Origin of the sequence: Flavobacterium ginsengiterrae (assembly GCF_039539785.1) — a bacterium.
In the GTDB taxonomy this organism is placed as follows: Bacteria; Bacteroidota; Bacteroidia; order Flavobacteriales; family Flavobacteriaceae; genus Flavobacterium; species Flavobacterium ginsengiterrae.
In genome coordinates, this window is record NZ_BAABDU010000003.1 from 1,431,971 (window position 1) to 1,450,074 (window position 18,104).

Sequence of the window (18,104 nt, forward strand, 5' to 3'; positions counted from 1 at the left end):
AAAATAGTTTTAGTTAATTTGCATTAATTATGAAATCACAGCATCAAGTCGTTTTATCTATAGGCAGCAATCAGGGAAACAGGTTAGAAAACATCGAAAATTGTATTGATTTGATACATCAGGAAGTAGGGACTGTAATTCGTGTTTCAGGGCTGTATGAAACGCCTGCCTGGGGGTTTGAAAGTGATGCTTTTTATAATTGTGCGTTGCTTTTGCATACCGATTCATCGGCACAAAAAATACTAAATCAGGTTTTAAAAGTTGAAAAACAATTAGGCCGAATCAGATTAAATCAGCAGGGATATCAATCTCGTATAATTGATGTTGATGTAATTGTTTTTGATAATGAAATTATTGAAACTGAAAAACTTCATATTCCGCATCCGTTAATGCAGAACAGAAACTTTGTTTTGCTCCCAATGCAGGATTTAAAATTAGACTGGAAACATCCTGTATTGCAAAAATCAATCTCAGAATTAATTTCAGTTTCACCAGATGACAGCGTTTGTACAATTGTTCAGGATTTAAAATGTCCTTTGAGTGAAATTCCGCTTGATAAGTTTAATTATATTGCTTTTGAAGGAAATATTGGCGCAGGAAAAACAACTTTGGTACATAAAATTGCAGAAGATTTTAATGCTAAAACTGTTTTAGAACGTTTTGCCGATAATCCGTTTTTGCCAAAATTCTATAAAGATCAAAATCGATATGCTTTTCCACTGGAAATGTCTTTTCTGGCAGACCGTTATCAGCAGTTATCCGATGATTTGGCGCAGTTTGATTTGTTTAAAGATTTTATTGTAGCGGATTATCATATTTTTAAATCGCTCATTTTTGCAAAAATTACTTTGCAGGAAGATGAATATCGTTTGTATCGCAATCTATTTGATATCATTTACAAAGAAATGCCAAAACCGGATTTATACGTTTATTTATATCAAAATACAGGGAGGCTGCTTCAAAATATAAAAAAACGAGGCAGAACGTATGAACAAAACATAGAAGGTGAATATCTGGATAAAATTAACAACGGTTATTTAGAATATATTAAATCTCAAAAAGATTTAAATGTTTTGATTATTGATGTTTCTGACCGTGATTTTGTAAAAAAACAAGAAGACTATCTTTTTGTACTCAATGAAATTCAGAAGAAATTGAATTAATTACATTGATTGTTTCATTTATCTTTTCAGCGAAAAATGTCCTCTTAAAATAGGTTGTGTGTTATCAATTTTTAAGGCATACCAATAATCTGAAGCAGGAAGAGGCGTTTTTTCATAAGTGCCATCCCAACTCATATTTGAAGAATTTAATTGTGCAATTAATTTTCCGTAACGGTCAAATATAGTGACTTCTGCCTGTGGATAATTTTCCATTCCTGTGACTTCCCAAAAGTCATTATAGCTGTCATTGTTTGGAGTAAAAAATGCTGGAAAAACAAGTACAACAAAATTCATTCCTGTTCCGCCGCAGCCATTTTTTTCCTGAGCATAAGCAGTATGAAGTCCGGCAGGAGCATCGTAAAAAATGTTTGAATTCTGAAAATTGATACCGTCTATAGAATATTCAAAATAAGATTCTTCTTTTTTAAGCTGAATTTCGACTTTGGTTCCGTTAACTACAATTCGGTTTATTTCCGGAATTAAATGTTCATCAACGGTAATTGTTTTTCTACTGGTACAGTTTTCTGGTGCAGGACTTGTAACGTCGACTTTATAAATACCGCTTTGAGTAACATTGATTGTTTGTGTTGTTGCTCCGTTTGACCATAAATAGCTCATTCCGGCGAGTCCGGCATCTAATGTTACGTCTTGATACTGACATAAAACTACATTTTCATCAGTAACTACCGGCGGTGTATAAACTTCAATATCTACAGGCGTTCGACTAGGACTAATACAGCCTTCATTATTAGCTTCGGCATAAAAAGTTGTATTAGATGAAATTACTGGTGTTATAAAACTATTTCCATTAAATAAACTTTCACCACCTGTTGCATCTTTAAACCAATTTATTTTTCCAATATTTGAGCTTGCTTTTATAATAGCAGAACCAGGTCCGCAATTATAATAAACGGTCTGGTCTGGAGTTGGAGGCAGTGGAATAGAGTTAACAACTGCCGAGATAGGTTTTCTATTCGATTCGCATCCGGCATCAATGTAATAAGTTGTGGTTGTATATATAACAGGAGTAGTATAAGTATTTCCGGTTGTTAATAAATTTCCCCCAACGATAGCATCGTGCCAGTGTACCGTAGTTCCTGTTGTAGCAGCAGCGTTAAGGGTTACAATGCCGGAATCGCAAACTGAACTTTGATTTGCAGAAGGTACAGCAGCAGGAATAGTAATTTTAGTACTCGCCGCAATTTCTAAAGGACTTTCTCCCGGCATGCCGCCATATTCAACAACATAGCCTTTTGGCTGATAGCTTCCGGAAGCATCTCCAGTATTCGATAAATCATTCCATGAACCTCTTATACCAACTCCGGGCTGTGTAATATGTGCATAATCTTCATCGCCAAGCTGATTTGGTTCTCCAGTATTCCAAAACGCAAAATTTGGTGTTGATCCGCTGGCAGTTCCGTTCCAGAAAACAGTTCCAGCTTCTGGTCCTGTAACCCATTTCCAGACATTTTCGGTTTCGGCATCGCTTCCTCCAATCCATCCGGTTCCCGATGCCTGTTCGCCAATTAATTTGGCTTCATCTGAAGAAAGTATAGTAGCTAAATATCCTTTCAAACCATAATATGTGCTTGCTTCTGCCGCAATTTTTGCATTGGTCCAGCTAATGCCAATGTTTGGAACAAATAAATAAAAGTGTTGAGTCGAAGGCAGATAATTGGCCTGACCAATTGTGATCGAAAATGTTCGGGTTCCTGAGGCTCCCGCTGAAGGATTAGAAAAAACAACATCTTTAATTGCATTAATAAAGTCAGTATATAAAACATTTACACCAGTTGGACTTGATAGTTTTAGTTTTCCTGCGGTAACATCCCAGCTTGTTGTAATTGCAGGGTGTGACGCTGGGTTTGAAAGTTCTAATTTGTCAAAACCGCTTGAATAGCCGGATGAAATTTGTATGTAAACTGCCTGAGTAGAAGGTTCAGAAGGATCGTAAGTAATTGTTATATCAGTTACAATATTTATATTCGTTTGCGGACAGTATAATTGATCGCCTGATGCTCGTATTACAGGCGGGGTAACCTCAAAGTTTAGTCTCGTGTTTTGTTTTTTATTTGATTTTATTGTGTCTTTTGAAATTTTTGAAAGTAAGGCTTTTTCACTTGCATGAGATTGATAAAAGCCAAAAACGAATAAAAAAACAATTGTATATAAAAAATTGATACCTTTCATTTTATAAAAGTATCAATTTTGCTATGATAAAAAAATATTTTTAAATTTCTAACAATTTTATATTGTGAATAATTGAATAATCACATTTATTTAACTAAAATGTTTTAAATATTATTTTTGCCAGTTTAATTTTTGAAACAAATCCCAAACTACAATTCCTGCGCTTACAGCAATGTTTAAAGAGTGTTTTGTGCCCAATTGAGGAATTTCAATACAGCCGTCGCAAATTGCAACTGCTTCCTGCGATACACCAAAAACTTCATTTCCAAAAACTAAAGCATATTTCTGATTTTTTTCAACCTTAAAATCCTGAAGAAAAACTGCGCTTTCAACTTGTTCAATGGCAAGTGTTAATACGTTTTCTTTCTTTAGATTCTCGATAACTTCCAATACATTTTCATGATGCTCCCAGGCAACGGTTTCGGTTGCGCCCAGTGCAGTCTTGTGAATTTCTTTATTTGGAGGTGTAGCAGTAATACCGCATAAAATTATCTTTTCAACCAAAAAAGCATCCGAAGTTCTAAAAACAGATCCTATATTATGTAAGCTGCGAATGTCATCCAAAACAATTATTAAAGGAGTTTTGTCTGATTTTTTAAAATCTTCAATAGATTTTCGTTCTAATTCGCTGTTTTCGAGTTTTCTCATTATTGTAAATTCAGGTCATAAAAAAAGCTTCCAAAGATAAGGAAGCTTTTTGATTATTTTATTGTTTTCAGATTAGCTTTTTACTGGATCTGGTAAAACTGTACCTTTAATTGTAAGTACTTTTGTTGGTTGTCCTTCTGCGTTAGAAGTAATAGTTACTGTTTTTGTAAAAGCACCAACTCTGTCAGTAGCATATTTTACACCAATAACACCTTTAGCTCCTGGAGCGATAGGCTCTTTTGGAGATGTAGGAACTGTACAACCGCAAGATCCTTGAGCATTTGTAATGATTAACGGTTTTGTTCCGTTGTTTACAAAAACGAATTCACGTTTTCCGTCAGCATTGTGTGCAATTGTTCCGTAATCGATAGTTTCACTTTCGAAAGCCATACCAGCTCCTTCGATTTTCGCAACTTTAGCAGCTTTTGCTTTTTTAGTAGTTTGTGCATTAGAAGCTGTAATACCAGCTACAGCTAACATAGCGAATAAAATTATTTTTTTCATCTTTAAGGGTCTTTTTTAATGATGAACAAATCTAGGCAAAATTCTCAAATCAGAACCTAAAAATATCTTAAAATATTTTAATTTTTGTAGTCCTTCGATATGCCGTTAAAAAATTATAAATTCGCTGTCTTATTTTTTCATTTAAAAACATTACAATTTGGCAGCGAAAGAGAAAGTGGCGAAAGAAACGCCTTTGATGAAACAGTACAACGAAATCAAGAGAAAATATCCTGATGCATGTCTGCTTTTCAGAGTTGGAGATTTCTATGAAACCTTTGGGGAAGATGCTATCAGATCTTCTAAAATTCTGGGAATTACCCTGACAAAAAGAGGTGCGGGTTCTGATACTGAAACTGCTCTTGCGGGCTTTCCTCATCATTCTATTAATACCTATCTGCCAAAATTAGTTAAGGCCGGGCTTCGCGTAGCAATCTGCGATCAGCTTGAAGATCCTAAAATGACTAAAACTATTGTAAAAAGAGGAGTTACAGAACTTGTAACGCCTGGGGTTTCTTTAAACGACGAAGTTTTACAATCTAAAACAAATAACTTTTTAGCATCGGTTTGTTTTGCTAATAAAAATATCGGAATCTCTTTTTTAGATGTTTCAACTGGGGAATTTTTAACCGCACAGGGAAATGCTGAATATATTGATAAATTGCTTCAAAATTTTAATCCAAGTGAAGTTTTAGTTCCTAAAAACTGTAAAAGCGAGTTTAAAGAAGCTTTTGGAGAAGATTTTCACAGTTTTTATCTTGAAGACTGGATTTACAAAGAAGATTATGCTTTAGAAACTCTCACGAAACATTTCCAGACCAACTCTTTAAAAGGTTTTGGTGTTGAGGAATTAAAAGAGGGTATTATTTCTGCCGGAGCAATTTTATATTATTTGTCAGAAACACAGCATAATAAAATACAGCATATTACAGCAATCCAGCGTATTGCAGAAGATGCGTATGTGTGGATGGACCGTTTTACAATCAGAAATTTAGAATTATATCATAGTTATAATCCAAATGCGGTAACACTTTTAGATGTAATCGATAAAACGCTTTCGCCAATGGGCGGCCGTTTATTAAAGCGATGGCTGGCTTTGCCCTTAAAAGATGCTAATAAAATTAAAGGCCGTCATGCGGTAGTTTCATATTTAAAATCAAATCCAGAAATTCTGCACGATATTCAGTATCAAATCAAGCAAATTTCAGATTTGGAACGTTTGATTTCTAAAATTGCAGCCGGAAAAGTTTCTCCCCGCGAAATTATTTATTTAAAAGAATCACTAGATGCCATTATTCCAATTAAAACACTGGCGCTTCAAAGTCCGCAGGAAGCTGTAAAAGTTATTGGAGATAGTCTGCATTCCTGTGATTTGCTGCGCGAAAAAATTAAAGACACTTTAAATCAGGATGCGCCGGTTGCTATTTCAAAAGGAAATGCAATTGCTACAGGTGTTAATGAAGAATTAGATGAATTAAGAGCGATATCTACATCAGGAAAAGAATTTTTGGAAGGAATTGAAAGAAGAGAATCTGAGCGAACAGGAATTTCATCTTTAAAAATATCTTTCAATAATGTTTTTGGATATTATATTGAAGTTAGAAACACTCACAAAGATAAAGTTCCGGAAGAATGGATTCGTAAGCAGACTTTGGTAAATGCAGAGCGTTACATTACCGAAGAATTAAAAGAATACGAAACAAAGATTCTTGGAGCTGAAGAAAAAATTCATAAAATAGAATCAGAACTTTTTGAACAGCTGGTTGCCTGGATTGCAACTTATATCAAGCCTGTTCAAATGAATGCTTACTTGGTGGCACAATTAGACTGTTTGTGTTCGTTTACGCAAATGGCCGTTGAAAATCAATATGTGTGTCCTGAAATAGATGACTCTTTTGAATTGGATATAAAAAATGGAAGACACCCTGTAATTGAAAAACAATTGCCGGTTGGAACTCCTTATATTGCAAACGATGTGTTTTTAGATAGAGAAACACAGCAGATTATCATGATTACCGGACCTAACATGTCGGGTAAGTCTGCTATTTTAAGGCAAACTGCGCTTATTGTTCTTCTGTCTCAAATGGGAAGTTTTGTTCCGGCAGACAGCGTAAGAATGGGAATTGTCGATAAAATATTTACAAGAGTAGGAGCGTCAGATAATATTTCGATGGGTGAATCTACATTTATGGTCGAAATGAACGAAACAGCTTCTATTTTGAATAATATTTCAGATCGCAGTCTGGTTCTTTTAGATGAAATTGGAAGAGGAACCAGTACATACGACGGGATTTCGATTGCATGGGCAATTGCCGAGTTTTTGCATGAACATCCATCAAAAGCAAAAACCTTATTCGCGACGCATTATCATGAATTAAATGAAATGACCGAATCGATGCCGAGAATCCAGAATTTTAATGTGGCGGTAAAAGAATTAAAAGATACTGTTCTTTTTGTTCGTAAACTTGTAAAAGGCGGAAGTGCACATAGTTTTGGAATTCACGTAGCAAAAATGGCTGGAATGCCGCAATTGGTTATTTCTAAAGCTCAGAAACTTTTAAAGAAATTAGAGAAGAATCACTCAAGCGATGCTTTAAACGGAATTAAATCTGCAAATGATGAAATGCAGATGAGTTTCTTTAATCTTGATGATCCTTTATTAGAAGAAATAAAAGAAGAGATTTTAAGCTTAGATATTAATGCAATTACTCCGGTTGAAGCCTTAATGAAGCTTAATGAAATTAAAAGAATGCTGGTTAAGAAATAAAAATCAAAATTTTTTCAAATTTAAAGTTTAGGTTATCAGAAAGTTATAAAATAAGCTTCATTTTTTTTTAAAAAAGGCTTGTTTAATTGAATAAATGTCCTAAATTTGCACTCGCAATACGAAACAAAACACGTGTTGCGGTTCTTAAAAAATTTGAAATGCGAAAATAGCTCAGTTGGTAGAGCGCGACCTTGCCAAGGTCGAGGTCGCGGGTTCGAGCCCCGTTTTTCGCTCAAAAACCATACAATGCTCGGATGGTGAAATTGGTAGACACGCTGGACTTAAAATCCAGTGAACAGCAATGTTCGTGCGGGTTCAAGTCCCGCTCTGAGTACTAAAGCCTCTTCTTTTGAAGAGGCTTTTTTTATTTGCAAAACTTGCAATTAATAAATTTACGTAGTAAATTTATTAGAATCTAAGGATCTAAGAATCTAAGGATCTAAGAATCTAAGGATCTAAGGATCTAAGGATCTAAGGATCTAAGAAAATCTAAAATCAACAATCTAAAAAAATCTAAAATTTATAAATGGGTGCTTTTGTAATCAGTAAGCGATTTAATGATGAGTATAAATTTGTGTTTACTTCCAGAAAAGGAAAAATTATTTTTACAAGTCTGAGTTATGAATTAAGGTTTGAATGTGAAGAAGATATTGAGAAGTTTAAAGTAAATATTGAGCTTGCGAAGTTTTTGAAATTTAAAGGCTCTGGCGGGAAGTATTTTTTTAAATTGATGCTGGGTGAGGTTCATTTTGCAACAAGCCGGAAATATACAACGGAATTGCTTCTTCAGAAAGGAATAAAAGAAATTGTAACTTATGCTTCAAGGGCTGAGATTTTGGATTTCTCGTCGAGTGAATCGATTTTTGGAGATGAAGAGGTTTTGGTTGAAGAGGAAATGGAATAAAAAAAAAGCGTTCAGATAATGAACGCTTTTTTTTATGCTGAATGATCAAGTTGTTGAGATTTGATCAAAAAAAAACCATCGATTTCGATGGTTTTAAAATTTTTAGAACTTAGGTTCTAATTATTTTTTTACTTCTTTAGCAGCATCTTCTACTTTTGCAGCAGCAGAGTCAACTTTAGCAGCAGCAGAATCAACAGTTGCAGCAGCAGAATCAACTACAGTAGCAGCAGAATCAACAGCAACAGCAGTAGAATCTACAGTTTCAGTAGCTGCAGCGTCAGCTTTTTTACAAGATACAACAGTTAAAACAGCAACAACAGCTAAACTTAAAAATACTTTTTTCATCTTACTTTATTATAAAAGGTTAATTATTAATTCGTGGCAAAGATATAAATTTTTTAATATGTAAAATATTTTTTCACTTTTTTTTTAAAATATTTTCCCTGCTCACGTTTATCTTATTTATCAAATAATATGCCAAAATTATAATTTTTTCTTAAATTATCTAATGTTTTGTGTAAATAATTATTTACTGAATATTCTATCGCATAAATAGCTGTTTTAATGGCCTCTATTGCGTTTTATTTTGCATTTTAAGAATTATTCTCTTTCTGTGTAATAAAGAAAAATGTATTCTCGCAGAGTGATTTCGATAATTTACAGCTTTAAAATCTCTTAAATAAGCGAAAGATTTACGAAACAGTCTGCATAATCGTATTTGTTGCTCCTTTATTGTTCTGTATAAACGATTTACAAATATTGCTTTTTTCAGCTAAAAATTCTGGATTGATAATTAAACGGTCTAAAATTGTTTTGAGTTCTGAAAAACTTGATATTGAAATACATCCTCCAAGTTTAACCAAAGAAACGGCTTCTGCAAAATTGGAATAATTAGGGCCAATTACAATTGGAATTCCAAATGTTGCCGGCTCCAGAATATTGTGGATTCCAGGATTTCCAAATCCGCCGCCAACATACGCAATGGTTCCGTAGCTGTAAATTTTAGTCAGGATTCCAACAGTATCAATGATGAAAACATCGTATCCGGCTAAATTTTTGTTTTCTTTTTCAGAATATAAAACTACAGATTTCTTAAGCTGCGATTTTAAATTCGCAATTTGATCTTCTTTAATATTATGAGGGGCGATAATAAACTTTACGTTTTCTGGTGCCTGATTAATATATTCAGCAATTAAAACTTCATCTTTTGGCCATGAACTTCCAATAACAATGGTTTGTTGATTGTTTTTAAAATTTTCAATATAATCCAAAGTATTGTCTCTTTCTAAGATGGCATTTACACGATCAAAACGTGTATCGCCTGAAACAACAACATTTTTATGTCCAATGGCCTCGATTTTTTGTTTGGAGCTTTCGTTTTGAACAAAAAAATAAGTGAAGGCATTTAACGCTTTTCTGTAAAAACCGCCGTACCATTTAAAAAACATTTGGCTGTCTCTAAAAATACCTGAAATTAAATACGTTGGAGTTTTGCTTTTCTCTAATTCTTTTAAATAATTAAGCCAAAATTCATATTTAATAAAAAAGGTAAATTCAGGATGAACTAATTTTAAAAATCTTTTTGCATTGCTTTTTGTGTCTAAAGGCAGGTAAACAGTTACATGGGCAACTGTGTTATTTTTACGCACTTCGTATCCAGAAGGAGAAAAAAAGGTTACAACGATTTTATGCGAAGGATATTTTTCTTTTATTTTTTCGATAACAGGCAGGCCTTGTTCGTATTCACCAAGAGATGCTGAATGAAACCAGATTGTTTTGTCACCGGGTTTTATTTTTTCTTCAAGAATTGCGAAAACATTTTTTCGGCCTTCTACAAAAAGCTTAATTTTCGGACTAAACAGTGCGACAATTTTAAGAAAAAAGCCTGCAATAGAAATTACTAAATTGTATAAAAAAAGCATGTATAAAATTTTGTGGCTAAATTACGTTTCTTTCTACTATTTTCATTGTTTGAAGGTATTAAATAACTATTTTTGTTCCATCTTTTAAGGATTTCTGCTAAAAATGAAGTCTTTAATTTTAATACTATTCAAAAATGAAAAAAATACAAATGGTTGACTTAAAAAGTCAATATGAAAAAATAAAATCTACTGTAGATGCTTCTATTCAAGAAGTTTTAGATACAAATACTTACATCAACGGACCTTTAGTTCATCAATTTCAAAAAAATCTTGAAGAGTATTTAGGAGCAAAACACGTTATTCCTTGTGCAAACGGAACAGATGCGTTACAAATTGCAATGATGGGGTTAGATCTTAAGCCTGGAGACGAAGTTATTACTGCCGATTTTACTTTTGCAGCTACAGTTGAGGTTATTGCATTATTGCAATTAACACCAGTTTTGGTAGATGTTGATATGGAAAATATGAATATCGACATCGAAGCACTTAAAAAAGCAATTACTCCAAAAACAAAAGCAATTGTTCCGGTTCATTTATTTGGACGTGCTGCAAATATGGATGCAATTATGGAAATTGCTGCAGAACATAATTTATATGTGATCGAAGATAATGCACAGGCAATTGGAGCAGATTATATTTCTAAATCGGGTGCAAAAACTAAAGTTGGAGTTATTGGTCATGTTGCGGCAACTTCTTTCTTTCCATCTAAAAATTTAGGCTGCTATGGAGACGGTGGTGCCATTTTTACAAATGATGATAAATTAGCACACATCATCCGTGGAATCGTAAATCACGGAATGTACGAGCGTTACCACCACGATGTTGTTGGAGTGAATTCTCGTTTAGATAGTATTCAGGCAGGAGTTTTAAATGCAAAACTTCCTTTGTTAGACGAATATAATAAAGCACGTCGTAGTGCGGCAACTAAATACAATGCAGCTTTTGCAGGAAATTCAAAAATTGTTACACCTCAATTTGATGCAGATCAAAATGATCACGTTTTTCATCAATATGTATTAAGAATTATTGATGCAGATCGTAATGCTTTAATGCAGCATTTGTTGGATAAAGGAATTCCATGTGCAATTTACTATCCAATTCCGCTTCACTCTCAAAAAGCCTATTTGGATCCTCGTTATAAAGAAGAACAGTTTCCTGTAACCAATCAATTAGTTCAGGAAGTTATTGCTTTACCAATGCATACAGAATTGGATGACGAGCAGATTAAATTTATTACAGACAGCGTAATCGAATTTTTAAAGTAAGATAATTTATTATTAGCCAAAATATAACCACAAACAACCACAAAATGAAAGTATTAGTAACAGGAGGATTAGGATTTATCGGATCTCATACTGTAGTCGAATTGCAAAATGAAGGCTTTGAAGTAGTAGTGATAGATGATTTGTCTAATTCTTCAATAGATGTTTTAAAAGGAATTGAAAAAATTACAGGAAAAATGCCTGTTTTTGAGCAAATCGATTTAAGAGAAAAGAAAGCTGTTCAGGATTTCTTTTTGAAACATTCGAATGTTACAGGTGTAATTCATTTTGCAGCTTCAAAAGCGGTAGGCGAAAGTGTTGAAAATCCGTTGTTGTACTATGAAAACAATATTGGAAGTTTAGTATATCTTTTACAAGGATTACAGCAAAAATCTGAAGCAAGTTTTATTTTTAGTTCTTCTTGTACGGTTTATGGTCAAGCCGAAAAAATGCCGATTACCGAAGATGCTCCAGTTCAAACAGCGATGTCTCCTTATGGAAACACAAAGCAGATTGGAGAAGAAATTATTACCGATACAGCTAAAGTAACAAATATCAGCGCTATTTTATTGCGTTATTTTAATCCGGTTGGAGCGCATGAATCTGCTGAAATTGGCGAATTGCCTTTAGGAGTTCCTCAAAATTTAGTTCCGTTTATTACACAGACAGGAGTAGGATTACGTCAGGAATTATCAGTTTTTGGAAATGACTATCCAACGCCGGACGGAACTGCTGTTCGTGATTATATTCACGTAGTAGATCTAGCAAAAGCACACGTTATTGCGTTGCAGCGTTTATTAAACAAGAAGAATTTAGCAAAAGTTGAAACTTTTAATTTAGGTACAGGAAAAGGAAGTTCTGTTCTTGAAGTCATTCACAGTTTTGAGAAAGTCAGTGATAAAAAACTTCCATACAAAATGATGCCGCGTCGTGAAGGTGATATTACAGAAGCGTATGCAAATACAGATAAGGCAAATAATGTGTTAGGATGGAAAGCTGAATTAAGTTTAGACGAAGCAATGGCAAGCGCCTGGAAATGGGAACAAAAAGTGAGGAGCAAATAAATTCCTTTCAATTAAAAATATAAAATTTTAAGATCCCAAATTATAGCAGTATAGTTTGGGATTTTTTTTAGCATATTGATTATCATGAAACAAACTTTAGATTATAAATTAATATTTGCCTTAGTGGCAGTTGGAATTATTTGGGGAACTACCTTTTTAGGAATCAGAGTGGCGGTTGAAACTATTCCGCCTTGGTTTGTGACTTCTATCCGTCAAGGATTAGCAGGATTGATAATGATGATTATTTTGTTATCCAAAAAAGAGTTAAAATGGATTGGCTGGGACAATTTCAAACATCAGTTTGTTGCTTCGGTTGCGATGCTTGTAATTGCAAATGGTTTTACAACCGTGGCTGAGCAGGCTATACCAAGTGGATTGGCTTCTGTAATTAGTGCCATGGCTCCGATACTTATTTTTCTAGGCAGTATTTTATTTAAATTGCAAAAGCCAAGTTTAAAAGGGTTTATTGGTGTTATAATCGGATTTTCGGGAGTCGTTTTTATATTTAAAGACGGATTGGCATCTTTTTTAGATGCCGACTACAGAATAGGAATGATGTTTATGGCGTTTGCGATTACTGCGTGGGCAGGCGGAACTATTTATACCAAAATTCACGGAAACAAATCAAAGAATATAATTCTTAATTTATTTTACCAGTTTACTATAGCTTCATGCATTCAGATTGTTTTGGCATTTATTTTTTCGCCAAATATTGATGTGCATTTATGGAGTGCAAAAAGTATTTTGGCAGCATTATATTTGTCAATTTTCGGATCTGTAATTGCCTTTTTTAGCTATAATTATGCACTAAAACATGTTACGCCGGTTCAGGTTTCTATTTTAGCCTACATCAATACCATAATTGCAGTATTTTTTGGTTGGCTAATTTTGGATGAAAAAATTACAATTGATTTTATAATTGCAACCATTCTGATTATTTTGGGAGTTTTTATTATTAATTATAAAAAGAAAGAAAAAACTCTCAAATAAATTTTGGATTGATCTTTTTATTGTAAATTTGTAGAATTAAGAAAGTGTTTTTATGAAAGGAATAGATCACGAGATTTTTGATTTTGATACTGAGTTTGCTAAAGGCGTGACTTTAGAAGAGGCTAAAGTAGAATCAATTAAGAGAATAAGAGAGTGGTGGGGAAAAAATAAGACGGCACAAAAAGGAATAGATTTTGAAACTTTTGATTTTGATGCTGAATTCGAAAAAGGTTTAACGCCAGATGAGTTTAAAAATGAAATGCACAAAAGAATAAAGTCATATCCTTGGAAAAAATAAAGATTAAGTATTCGTAGAGATGCACTGCAGTGCATCTAACGCAAAGTAAAAATCCCAAATTCATAATTAATGAATTCGGGATTTTTTATTTAGATATTCAAAACTGAACACTAAAAAACTGAATACTGAACACTTAAAAAATTAAGCATTAGCAGTAGCCGCTTCTTTATCAATTTTGTTAATCAAACCAGCTAAAACTTTTCCAGGACCAACTTCCGTAAATAAAGTTGCACCGTCAGCGATCATTTGCTGAACAGACTGAGTCCATTTTACAGGAGCAGTTAATTGAATGATTAAGTTCTTTTTAATTTCGTTTGCATCAGAAACCGCATTTGCAGTAACATTTTGATACACTGAACAAATTGGAGTTGAGAAAGTAGTAGCTTCAATTGCAGCAGCCAATTCTTCTCTTGCAGGTTCCATCATTGGTGAGTGGAAAGCACCTCCAACAGGTAAAATTAAAGCACGTTTTGCTCCAGCTGCTTTCATTGCTTCACAAGCTTTTTCAACAGCAGTAGTTTCTCCAGAAATTACCAATTGACCCGGGCAGTTATAGTTTGCGGCAACTACAACACCGTCGATAGAAGCACAAACTTCTTCAACAATATTATCAGCTAAACCTAAAACCGCAGCCATTGTAGATGGAGTGATTTCGCAAGCTTTTTGCATTGCTAAAGCACGTTGTGAAACTAATTTTAATCCGTCTTCAAAAGATAAAGTTCCGTTGGCAACCAAAGCAGAAAATTCTCCTAATGAATGACCTGCAACCATTTCTGGTTTGAAATCTTCAATTGTTTTAGCCAAAATAACAGAGTGTAAAAATACAGCCGGCTGTGTAACTTTAGTTTCTTTTAATTCTTCGGCAGTACCTTCGAACATGATATCTGTAATTCTAAAACCTAATATTTCATTAGCTTTTTCGAATAATTCTTTGGCTAAAGCCGAATTTTCATAAAGGTCTTTACCCATTCCTGTGAATTGCGCGCCCTGACCTGGAAATACGTATGCTTTCATCTGTCTAATTTAATTTTTACTTTTTTTTGGAAATTGAAAAGTAGTTTCAATTGGACGGCAAAAATAATACTTTTTTAGCTTGTATAACCTTTAAACATATAAATCCATGCTAATCTTGAAAATCTGAGATTAAAAGGAGTGAGTAAAGTAATCACAATCGCAATGATTGGAAGTATTCTTAAATCGAAGGTTGTCTCAAAGAAAAACTGTGCAATACAATAGGTTGCAATTCCCTGAGCCACGGTTAATCCGTAGTTTACGTACATGGCACCAAAGAAATAACCAGGCTCTTTTTGGAATTTGTAATGGCAATGACTGCAGTATTCGTTCATTTTTGGAAAACTGAAATTCAGAAAAATATTCTTGTCGGTAAAAACTTTTCCTTTGTGACAAACAGGACATTCGTTTTTTAAAATATGAGTTAATGCGCTTGACATGACTTTGTTGATTTTTGTTTATACAAAGGTAATTTGTAATGACTTAAAAGTCTTTTTTATATCTTCGCTTATTATAGCACAAAAAAGACATTTTTGATTTTAATTTCCAAAGAATAAATTCCAAATTCCAAAATGAAAAGATATCCAATTTATAGTGTTCAGAATTTCAGCTGTAACGACATTCACCGTGATTTCTATGTCAATACTTTTAAAGAACATTTAAAAAGTCACAGTTTTGTCGAAGAACCGCATCGGCATGATTCGTATTTAATGGTTTTCTTTACGAAAGGTTCAGGATTACATGAAGTTGATTTTGATCAGTTTGAAATAAAAAGAGGAAGTCTTTTTGTGCTGCAGCCTGGACAAATGCATCATTGGAGTTTGTCTGAAGATATCGAAGGTTTTGTAATTATTTTTTCTCAGGAATTGTACAATCTGTATTTCGGACAGAAAAAAATCAACGATTATAATTTTTATCATTCTATTCATAATAGACCCGAAATGGTTTTTGAAGAAAATGAAATACCGAAAATTCAGCCGTATTTTAATTTACTGATTCAGGAAAATATTCAAAATAATAAATATCAATTAGATAAATTACTGAATTTATTAGACTGCATTCATATTGAAGTTGCAAGAAAGTATAGTGAAACTTATTCGCATCAAACACATTCATATAACATCAAAATCAATACTTTTGAATCGCTTCTAGAAGAATATTTCAGAACCGAAAAATTGCCCTCGTTTTATGCAGAAAAACTCAACATCACATTAAAACACTTAAACAGAATCTGCAACGAAATCCTCCAAAAAACAGCAACAGAAGTGATTACAGACCGCGTAATTCTAGAAATCAAAAGAATGTTGATTGATAAACAATTAGCCGTAAACGAAGTTGCGTTTAAAGTCGGTTACGAAGATTACTCGTACTTCTCCCGCTTCTTCAAAAAACAAACAGGAATGTCACCAACAGAATTTAGAAATATAGCGCGATGATTTTTTTCCGCCACGAATTCACGAATTATTTTTTGCCACAGATTAAAAATCCGAATAATCCTTTTAATCTGTGGCAAAAAAAAGACTTAGCGCCTTAGGGGCTTCGTGGCAAACAAAAAAGCCCTGCACTTTGTAGTACAGGGCTTTTAACCAACCAATTTTTAATCTAAAACCAAAAGATTAAGCTTGTTTTACGAATTGTAATTCGATGTTTAGTTTAACTTCTTCACCAACTAAAACACCTCCAGTTTCTAGAGCAGAGTTCCAGTTTAAGCCCCAATCTTTACGATTGATTTTTCCTTCGATACTTAAACCAACTTTAGTATTTCCCCAAGGATCAGTCATGATGCCGCTGAATTCTACAGGAAACTTAACAGATTTTGAAACACCTTTGATAGATAAATCTCCAGTTAATTCATAATCTCCGTCATCCACTTTTTTGAAAGATGAAGCTTTGAAAGTTAATTTTGGATTGTTTTCTGCATCAAAGAAATCAGCACTTCTTAAGTGTCCGTCTCTGTCTGCATTTGCAGTATCAATAGAAGCGATATCGCCAGAAAATTCGATTGCTGCATTTTCGAAATCATTTCCTTCTGTAGTAATTGTAGCGTCGTAAGTTCCAAATTTTCCTGAAACATTAGTAAACATCATGTGTTTTACTTTAAAACCAATTTCTGAGTGAGTTGGGTCAATTGACCATTTTGTAGTTGCCATAATTTTATTTTTTTTAATAATTAATTTGTTTCATTTTGATAGGACAAAGTTACGGTGACAGTTGTCGTGGAGCACTTAACCTAGATTAAGAAATGAAAAATGCCATTTATTTTCTAAGCTAAAGATTTTTTGTTTGCCACGAATTACACGAATTCGCACGAATTTTATTTCTTTTTAATTTGTGCAATTAGTGAAATTGCTTCGCCTGTTCGCTATCGCTCGGGTCGTGGCTTAACTTTTATCAAAAAAAGAAACGATAATAATCTGATTTACAGATTTATTATCGTTTCAAGGTACAGGTATTTAATTGTTTTTTTGTTTGAATTAATAATTCATCGGAACATCCATTAATAAAAATTCAGCATCTGTATTGGCTTGAATGTTTAAGGTATCAGTTCCTGAAATTCCAACCGCGTCACGAGAATTTAATTCTTGACCGTTGATCGTTACATTTCCTTTCAAAACGAAAGCATAAACTCCGTTTCCTTCTTTTTTGATTTTATATTCTGCAGAAATTCCAGAATCGAAATTCCCCATATTGAACCAAGCGTCTTGGTGAATCCAAACTCCTTCGTCATCTGCATTTGGAGATAAAACCTGAGATAATTTGTTATGTCTGTCGGCAACATCTAAAGTAATCTGCTGGTAACGAGGCGTTACATTTCTTTTGTTTGGAAACAACCAAATCTGCAATAATTTAGTCTGCTGATCTGCATTAGGGTTAAACTCGCTGTGCTGAATTCCAGTCCCCGCGCTCATCACCTGAATATCACCGTTTTTGATTACTTCAGTATTTCCCATGCTGTCTTTGTGAGCCAAATCACCTTCAAGCGGAATTGTGATAATCTCCATATTATCATGGGGATGCGTTCCAAAACCCATTCCGGCAGCAATTGTATCATCATTCAAAACTCTTAAAGCTCCAAACTGAATTTTATCTGGATTGTACCAGCTTGCAAAACTAAAACTGTGATAAGCATTTAACCATCCGTGATTTGCATTTCCTCTTGATTCTGCTTTATGTAATACTATATTTTCCATGACTTTGTCGTTTTGTTATTTTTATAGTACAAAGATACCATCATGGTAAAGGAAAAGCACTTAATCTAGGTTAAGAAAAAAAGCTTCTAAGGTTCTGAGATTCTAAGTTTTTAAAAACCTCGGAGAGGTTTAATATTTGTAGAAAATATATGAAATCCCAATTTTAAAGCTCCAGCGGAGCGATATATAATTA

Annotated in this window: 17 protein-coding genes and 2 tRNA genes; 10 read left to right on the plus strand and 9 right to left on the minus strand. The window is 33.7% G+C overall.

Going from position 1 to position 18,104, the window contains the following annotated elements; genetic code table 11:
- Positions 1-29 precede the first annotated feature (29 nt).
- The gene (gene folK / locus ABD859_RS09090) at positions 30-1,163 is read left to right on the plus strand and encodes a 2-amino-4-hydroxy-6-hydroxymethyldihydropteridine diphosphokinase (RefSeq protein ID WP_345143214.1); all 1,134 of its coding nucleotides are present in this window, start codon (positions 30-32) and stop codon (positions 1,161-1,163) included.
- 18 nt (positions 1,164-1,181) lie between these two features.
- On the opposite strand, the gene ABD859_RS09095 is transcribed toward folK, so the two are convergent.
- The 3 genes from ABD859_RS09095 to ABD859_RS09105 all read right to left on the minus strand — a co-directional run bounded on the left by ABD859_RS09095 (position 1,182) and on the right by ABD859_RS09105 (position 4,505).
- The gene (locus ABD859_RS09095; RefSeq protein WP_345143216.1) at positions 1,182-3,353 is read right to left on the minus strand and encodes a T9SS type B sorting domain-containing protein; all 2,172 of its coding nucleotides are present in this window, start codon (positions 3,351-3,353) and stop codon (positions 1,182-1,184) included.
- A 111-nt stretch (positions 3,354-3,464) separates the two neighbouring features.
- The gene (locus ABD859_RS09100) at positions 3,465-4,001 is read right to left on the minus strand and encodes an RNA methyltransferase (RefSeq protein ID WP_345143219.1); all 537 of its coding nucleotides are present in this window, start codon (positions 3,999-4,001) and stop codon (positions 3,465-3,467) included.
- Positions 4,002-4,073: 72 nt separating this feature from the next.
- Positions 4,074-4,505 (minus strand): DUF1573 domain-containing protein, encoded by a 432-nt coding sequence (locus ABD859_RS09105; protein ID WP_345143222.1) that lies wholly within the window; start codon positions 4,503-4,505, stop codon positions 4,074-4,076.
- A 157-nt stretch (positions 4,506-4,662) separates the two neighbouring features.
- Here ABD859_RS09105 and mutS point away from each other — a divergent pair, with 157 nt between their 5' ends.
- The 4 genes from mutS (at position 4,663) to ABD859_RS09125 (ending at position 8,173) form a co-directional block, all read left to right on the plus strand.
- Positions 4,663-7,269 (plus strand): DNA mismatch repair protein MutS, encoded by a 2,607-nt coding sequence (gene mutS, locus ABD859_RS09110; protein ID WP_345143225.1) that lies wholly within the window; start codon positions 4,663-4,665, stop codon positions 7,267-7,269.
- Between the two features lie 160 nt (positions 7,270-7,429).
- Positions 7,430-7,502 (plus strand) — tRNA-Gly (locus tag ABD859_RS09115).
- Between the two features lie 15 nt (positions 7,503-7,517).
- Positions 7,518-7,603 (plus strand) — tRNA-Leu (locus ABD859_RS09120).
- Between the two features lie 192 nt (positions 7,604-7,795).
- Entirely contained in the window at positions 7,796-8,173 is a 378-nt protein-coding gene (locus ABD859_RS09125; RefSeq protein ID WP_345143228.1) for a DUF1508 domain-containing protein, read from the plus strand.
- Positions 8,174-8,293: 120 nt separating this feature from the next.
- Here ABD859_RS09125 and ABD859_RS09130 read toward each other — a convergent pair whose 3' ends face one another.
- Positions 8,294-8,518: a PG1828 family lipoprotein gene (locus tag ABD859_RS09130; RefSeq protein ID WP_012023801.1), complete on the minus strand. Its 225-nt coding sequence runs from the start codon at positions 8,516-8,518 to the stop codon at positions 8,294-8,296.
- Positions 8,519-8,865: 347 nt separating this feature from the next.
- Entirely contained in the window at positions 8,866-10,095 is a 1,230-nt protein-coding gene (locus tag ABD859_RS09135; protein ID WP_345143231.1) for a 3-deoxy-D-manno-octulosonic acid transferase, read from the minus strand.
- 134 nt (positions 10,096-10,229) lie between these two features.
- On the opposite strand from ABD859_RS09135, the gene ABD859_RS09140 reads away from it, so the two are divergent.
- The 4 genes from ABD859_RS09140 (at position 10,230) to ABD859_RS09155 (ending at position 13,709) form a co-directional block, all read left to right on the plus strand.
- The gene (locus tag ABD859_RS09140) at positions 10,230-11,360 is read left to right on the plus strand and encodes a DegT/DnrJ/EryC1/StrS family aminotransferase (protein WP_345143234.1); all 1,131 of its coding nucleotides are present in this window, start codon (positions 10,230-10,232) and stop codon (positions 11,358-11,360) included.
- Between the two features lie 44 nt (positions 11,361-11,404).
- The gene (galE, locus tag ABD859_RS09145; RefSeq protein WP_345143237.1) at positions 11,405-12,421 is read left to right on the plus strand and encodes a UDP-glucose 4-epimerase GalE; all 1,017 of its coding nucleotides are present in this window, start codon (positions 11,405-11,407) and stop codon (positions 12,419-12,421) included.
- An 84-nt stretch (positions 12,422-12,505) separates the two neighbouring features.
- Positions 12,506-13,411 carry a DMT family transporter gene (locus tag ABD859_RS09150; protein WP_345143240.1) on the plus strand — a complete coding sequence of 302 codons (906 nt, stop codon included), beginning with the start codon at positions 12,506-12,508 and terminating at the stop codon, positions 13,409-13,411.
- Between the two features lie 52 nt (positions 13,412-13,463).
- Positions 13,464-13,709 (plus strand): hypothetical protein, encoded by a 246-nt coding sequence (locus ABD859_RS09155; protein ID WP_345143243.1) that lies wholly within the window; start codon positions 13,464-13,466, stop codon positions 13,707-13,709.
- A gap of 141 nt (positions 13,710-13,850) precedes the next feature.
- On the opposite strand, the gene fabD is transcribed toward ABD859_RS09155, so the two are convergent.
- Both fabD and ABD859_RS09165 read right to left on the minus strand, forming a co-directional pair.
- Positions 13,851-14,723, minus strand: a complete 873-nt coding sequence (gene fabD, locus ABD859_RS09160; protein ID WP_345143246.1) for an ACP S-malonyltransferase — start codon at positions 14,721-14,723, stop codon at positions 13,851-13,853.
- Positions 14,724-14,797: 74 nt separating this feature from the next.
- Positions 14,798-15,160 carry a DUF983 domain-containing protein gene (locus ABD859_RS09165; RefSeq protein WP_345143248.1) on the minus strand — a complete coding sequence of 121 codons (363 nt, stop codon included), beginning with the start codon at positions 15,158-15,160 and terminating at the stop codon, positions 14,798-14,800.
- 132 nt (positions 15,161-15,292) lie between these two features.
- Between ABD859_RS09165 and ABD859_RS09170 the strand changes: the two genes are divergently transcribed.
- The gene (locus ABD859_RS09170; protein WP_345143251.1) at positions 15,293-16,156 is read left to right on the plus strand and encodes a helix-turn-helix domain-containing protein; all 864 of its coding nucleotides are present in this window, start codon (positions 15,293-15,295) and stop codon (positions 16,154-16,156) included.
- Between the two features lie 180 nt (positions 16,157-16,336).
- Here ABD859_RS09170 and ABD859_RS09175 read toward each other — a convergent pair whose 3' ends face one another.
- On the minus strand, positions 16,337-16,870 hold the full coding sequence (locus tag ABD859_RS09175) for a YceI family protein (protein ID WP_345143254.1): 534 nt from the start codon (positions 16,868-16,870) through the stop codon (positions 16,337-16,339).
- 324 nt (positions 16,871-17,194) lie between these two features.
- Positions 17,195-17,911, minus strand: coding sequence for a pirin family protein (locus tag ABD859_RS09180; protein ID WP_345143257.1), 717 nt, complete (start codon positions 17,909-17,911; stop codon positions 17,195-17,197).
- Positions 17,912-18,104 lie beyond the last annotated feature (193 nt).

Excerpts from the sequence above, each read along its gene's own strand:
- folK (WP_345143214.1), top strand. The coding sequence starts at position 30 with ATGAAATCACAGCATCAAGTCGTTTTATCTATAGGCAGCAATCAGGGA.
- ABD859_RS09095 (WP_345143216.1), bottom strand. The coding sequence starts at position 3,353 with ATGAAAGGTATCAATTTTTTATATACAATTGTTTTTTTATTCGTTTTT.
- ABD859_RS09100 (WP_345143219.1), bottom strand. The coding sequence starts at position 4,001 with ATGAGAAAACTCGAAAACAGCGAATTAGAACGAAAATCTATTGAAGAT.
- ABD859_RS09105 (WP_345143222.1), bottom strand. The coding sequence starts at position 4,505 with ATGAAAAAAATAATTTTATTCGCTATGTTAGCTGTAGCTGGTATTACA.
- ABD859_RS09125 (WP_345143228.1), top strand. The coding sequence starts at position 7,796 with ATGGGTGCTTTTGTAATCAGTAAGCGATTTAATGATGAGTATAAATTT.
- ABD859_RS09130 (WP_012023801.1), bottom strand. The coding sequence starts at position 8,518 with ATGAAAAAAGTATTTTTAAGTTTAGCTGTTGTTGCTGTTTTAACTGTT.
- ABD859_RS09135 (WP_345143231.1), bottom strand. The coding sequence starts at position 10,095 with ATGCTTTTTTTATACAATTTAGTAATTTCTATTGCAGGCTTTTTTCTT.
- ABD859_RS09140 (WP_345143234.1), top strand. The coding sequence starts at position 10,230 with ATGAAAAAAATACAAATGGTTGACTTAAAAAGTCAATATGAAAAAATA.
- galE (WP_345143237.1), top strand. The coding sequence starts at position 11,405 with ATGAAAGTATTAGTAACAGGAGGATTAGGATTTATCGGATCTCATACT.
- ABD859_RS09150 (WP_345143240.1), top strand. The coding sequence starts at position 12,506 with ATGAAACAAACTTTAGATTATAAATTAATATTTGCCTTAGTGGCAGTT.
- ABD859_RS09155 (WP_345143243.1), top strand. The coding sequence starts at position 13,464 with ATGAAAGGAATAGATCACGAGATTTTTGATTTTGATACTGAGTTTGCT.
- fabD (WP_345143246.1), bottom strand. The coding sequence starts at position 14,723 with ATGAAAGCATACGTATTTCCAGGTCAGGGCGCGCAATTCACAGGAATG.
- ABD859_RS09165 (WP_345143248.1), bottom strand. The coding sequence starts at position 15,160 with ATGTCAAGCGCATTAACTCATATTTTAAAAAACGAATGTCCTGTTTGT.
- ABD859_RS09170 (WP_345143251.1), top strand. The coding sequence starts at position 15,293 with ATGAAAAGATATCCAATTTATAGTGTTCAGAATTTCAGCTGTAACGAC.
- ABD859_RS09175 (WP_345143254.1), bottom strand. The coding sequence starts at position 16,870 with ATGGCAACTACAAAATGGTCAATTGACCCAACTCACTCAGAAATTGGT.
- ABD859_RS09180 (WP_345143257.1), bottom strand. The coding sequence starts at position 17,911 with ATGGAAAATATAGTATTACATAAAGCAGAATCAAGAGGAAATGCAAAT.